The organism is Mucilaginibacter sp. P4_G9 (assembly GCF_056400985.1).
The window spans coordinates 1-4,497 of sequence record NZ_JBFUKF010000401.1 but is presented as its reverse complement, the minus strand read 5'-3'; the positions used below and the strand labels follow the sequence as shown (position 1 = coordinate 4,497).

Below are 4,497 nucleotides of genomic sequence, written 5' to 3'. Positions count from 1 at the left end.
CATATGGATCCGGTAAAAAAGGCATTTTACGAGTATCATGCAACTTTAATGGAGCCCTGGGATGGCCCGGCCGCTATTACTTTTACCGATGGTAAACTGGTAGGCGCCTTGTTAGATAGGAATGGTCTTCGCCCTTTACGTTATGTGATCACCAACGATGGCCGCGTTATAGCTGCATCAGAAGCGGGTACTTTAACTATTGATGAAAGCACCGTTTTACGTAAAGGCCGTTTGCAACCCGGTAAAATGCTGCTGATAGATACCGAAAAAGGCAGGATCATTACTGATGATGAAATAAAGAAACAGATCACTTCCAGGCAGCCTTATGGCCGCTGGTTGGAGAATTATAAAATAAACCTGAGCGAGCTTACCGAACCACGTTTGGCATTCGCCCAGCTTTCAGAAGCATCTGTATTCCGTTACCAGCAGGTATTTGGTTATAGCCGCGAGGATATTGATACCATTATAAAGCCTATGGCTGTTGATGGTAAAGAGCCTGTTGGCTCAATGGGTACTGATGTGCCTTTGGCCATCTTATCTGATAAGCCGCAGCATTTGTCAAGCTACTTTAAGCAATTTTTTGCCCAGGTTACCAACCCGCCTATCGATCCTATCCGTGAGCGTTTGGTAATGAGCCTTGCTACCTTTATTGGTAACAACGGCAATTTGCTTGATGAAGATAAAATGCATTGCCATTGCGTGGTTTTAAAACACCCGATATTAAAAAATCACCAGTTAGAAAAACTGCGCAGTATTGATACAGGTCTTTTCCACGCTAAAACACTGCAAACTTATTTTGTGGCCGATGGCATGCCTGGTTCATTAGAAAAAGGAATTGCAAGGCTTTGTCGCTACGCCGAAGATGCAGTTGATGATGGATTTGAGGTATTGATCCTGTCGGATCGTGCTGTTGATTCCGAACATGCTCCAATTCCTACTTTGCTGGCGGTATCCGCCGTACATCACCACCTCATCAAAAAAGGCCGCCGTGGTGCGGTAGGATTAGTGGTTGAAACAGGAGATGCATGGGAAGTACATCATTTTGCCTGTTTGTTGGCTTTCGGGGCAACAGCAATCAACCCATACCTGGCTTTGGCTACAATCGAAACTGTTAAAAACAACGGCAGTTTAGAAACCAGCCTTGATATTAAAACATTACAAAAAAACTATGTAAAATCTGTAAATGATGGTTTGCTGAAGATCTTCTCCAAAATGGGGATCTCTACACTGCAATCATACCATGGTTCACAGGTATTTGAAATATTAGGTTTAAACAAAAGTGTTGTTGATCGCTATTTCTGCGGAGCCGTTACACGTATAGGTGGTTTAGGTTTGGATGAAATAGCGCGCGAAGCACTTTGTAAACACCGCATTGGTTTTAATGCTAAAACTGCTGATAACTTACTGCCAGAAGGTGGTATTTACCAATGGAAACGCAGGGGCGAGGCTCACTTATTTAACCCAACTACCGTGCATTTATTACAACATGCTACCCGTAGTAATGATTACTCGGTATATAAAAACTATGCTAAGGTAATTAACGAGCAAACAGAAAAGCATTTCACTATACGTGGTTTGCTTGATTTTGCCCATCACCGTGAAGCTATCTCTATTGATGAGGTTGAACCTGCCGGAAACATCATGAAGCGCTTTGCAACAGGCGCCATGTCATTCGGCTCTATATCTCACGAGGCACACAGTACTATGGCTATTGCTATGAACCGCATAGGTGGTAAAAGCAATACCGGCGAAGGCGGTGAGGATGAAATGCGTTACGAAAAAATGGCCAGCGGCGACTCTATGCGTTCGGCTATTAAGCAAGTGGCATCGGCCCGTTTTGGGGTAACTTCAAATTACCTTACCAATGCCGATGAGCTGCAGATTAAAATGGCGCAAGGTGCAAAACCAGGTGAAGGCGGACAGCTGCCGGGTCATAAAGTTGATGATTGGATTGCTAAAACACGTCACTCCACACCAGGAGTTGGCTTGATTTCGCCGCCGCCACACCACGATATTTACTCTATCGAGGATCTGGCCCAACTGATATTCGATCTTAAGAATGCAAACCGTGCCGCGCGTATTAACGTGAAGCTGGTATCAAAAGCCGGTGTTGGTACTATTGCTGCCGGTGTTGCCAAAGCACATGCCGATGTGATCCTGATTGCAGGGTACGATGGTGGTACAGGAGCATCGCCAATAAGCTCTGTAAAACATGCAGGCTTACCGTGGGAGCTTGGTTTAACCGAGGCTCACCAAACACTGGTACGTAACAAACTGCGTAGCCGTGTAGTGTTACAAACAGATGGCCAGTTAAAAACGGGCCGCGATTTGGCTATAGCCTGTTTAATGGGCGCCGAAGAGTGGGGTGTTGCTACTGCTGCGCTTGTAGCCGGTGGCTGTATCATGATGCGCAAGTGTCACTTAAATACCTGCCCTGTAGGTGTTGCTACACAGGATCCTGAATTGAGGAAACTATTCAGTGGCAAACCCGAGCATGTGGTTAACCTGTTCCGCTTTATGGCCGAAGAACTTCGGGAGATTATGGCTGAACTTGGTTTCCGTACTATTAATGAGATGGTTGGCCGTGTTCAGTTCCTGAAAGTGAAAGATCACCTGGATAGCTGGAAAGCTAAAAAGATAGATCTGAGCGGCATATTGCATCCGGTAACCAATACCAAGGGAATGACACTGTATAACAGTGAGCAGCAGGATCATGGTATGAGCGAAATACTTGACTGGCAATTGTTAGAGACTGCAAAAATCGCGCTTGAAGATAAAACGCCTGTATTTGCATCATTCGATGTAATCAACGTTAACCGTACTGTCGGCACGCTTTTATCAAACGAGATCTCTAAAAAATATGGCTCGGCAGGATTGCCCGACAATACCATCAACTATAAATTCAAAGGTTCGGCTGGACAAAGCTTTGGCGCGTTTGCAACCAAAGGGATTTCCTTTGAGCTTGAAGGCGAAGCCAATGACTATGTAGGTAAAGGTTTATGCGGAGCGCAGCTGGCCATTTATCCGGCAGCAAACGCAACATTTGTTCCCGAGGATAATATCATCATTGGTAACGTTGCACTTTACGGTGCTACATCAGGTGAAGTATTTGTAGGTGGCATGGCAGGCGAGCGTTTCGCAGTGCGTAACTCCGGCGCAACAACAGTTGTTGAAGGTATTGGCGATCATGGTTGCGAATACATGACGGCTGGCCGTGCGCTTATCCTGGGTAAAACCGGGCGCAATTTTGCAGCAGGTATGAGTGGTGGTTTAGCGTGGGTATTTAACCCCGATAACAGCTTCGCCGAAAACTGTAATACCGAGATGGTGGATCTTGATCCTTTATCATTACAGGATGAAGAGCAGATACTGGCTTTATTGCGCAAGCATATCAGCTTAACAGGCAGCAAGCTTGCCCAGCAGATATTAGACAACTGGAATGAGGCATCAACCCAATTTGTGAAGGTGTATCCAAAAGAGTATAAAAAAGTATTAGAGAAATTACAATATCAAACAATAGGCTAAATTTCAATGGGAAAACCAACAGGATTTCAGGAGTTTAACAGGGAATTACCAACCAAGGTTTCCGCTACTGAACGCGTAAAAAACTATAATGAGTTTGTTAATTTGTATACCGACGAAAAGCTAAATCAGCAATCGGCCAGGTGTATGAATTGCGGGATCCCTTTTTGTCATTCGGGATGTCCGCTGGGTAATATTATTCCAGAGTTTAACGATGCCGTGTATCGTAAAAACTGGGAAGAGGCTTACCATATTTTATCATCAACTAATAATTTTCCTGAATTTACAGGACGTATATGCCCTGCACCTTGCGAATCTGCCTGTGTTTTAGGTATTAACAAACCGGCTGTAGCAATTGAGGAAATTGAGAAGCATATCATCGAGATAGCTTACCAAAAAAACCTGGTTAAGCCAACCGCACCTTTAGTTAAATCTGGTAAAAAAGTAGCCGTTATTGGCTCTGGTCCGGCAGGATTGGCAGCAGCAGCACAATTGGTGAAAGCCGGTCATGCAGTAACTGTTTATGAGCGTGATGATAAACCAGGCGGTTTATTACGTTACGGTATTCCAGACTTTAAGCTGGAGAAAAATGTTGTAGAACGCCGTATCGAGGTAATGGAGAAAGACGGTATTGTGTTTAAACTTAATAGCGAGGTGGGTGTAAATGTAGCAGCCGACGAACTGTTACGCAATAACGATGCCGTGGTATTGGCTGGTGGTTCAACTGTACCACGTAACCTCACGATCCCTGGCAGGGAATTAAAAGGAATCCATTTTGCTATGGACTTTTTGAAACAGCAAAACAAACGCGTAAGCAATATTAGTGTAGATGCCGATGATATTTTGGCTACCGGTAAAGATGTGGTAGTAATTGGTGGTGGTGATACCGGCAGCGACTGTGTGGGTACTTCAAACCGCCAGGGTGCAAAATCTATCAAGCAATTTGAGGTGATGTATCAGCCACCTGCGCAGCGT

The 4,497-nt window shown here is 44.7% G+C and carries 2 protein-coding genes; both read left to right on the top strand.

Annotation, left to right across the window (positions count from 1 at the left end; translation table 11 throughout):
- The coding region (gene gltB, locus AC1DPZ_RS22510; RefSeq protein WP_477407670.1) for a glutamate synthase large subunit at nucleotides 1-3,525 on the top strand (3,525 nt) is incomplete at its 5' end.
- Between the two features lie 6 nt (nucleotides 3,526-3,531).
- Nucleotides 3,532-4,497, top strand: a 966-nt coding sequence (locus AC1DPZ_RS22505; RefSeq protein WP_477407668.1) for a glutamate synthase subunit beta, incomplete at its 3' end; no start/stop codon positions are given.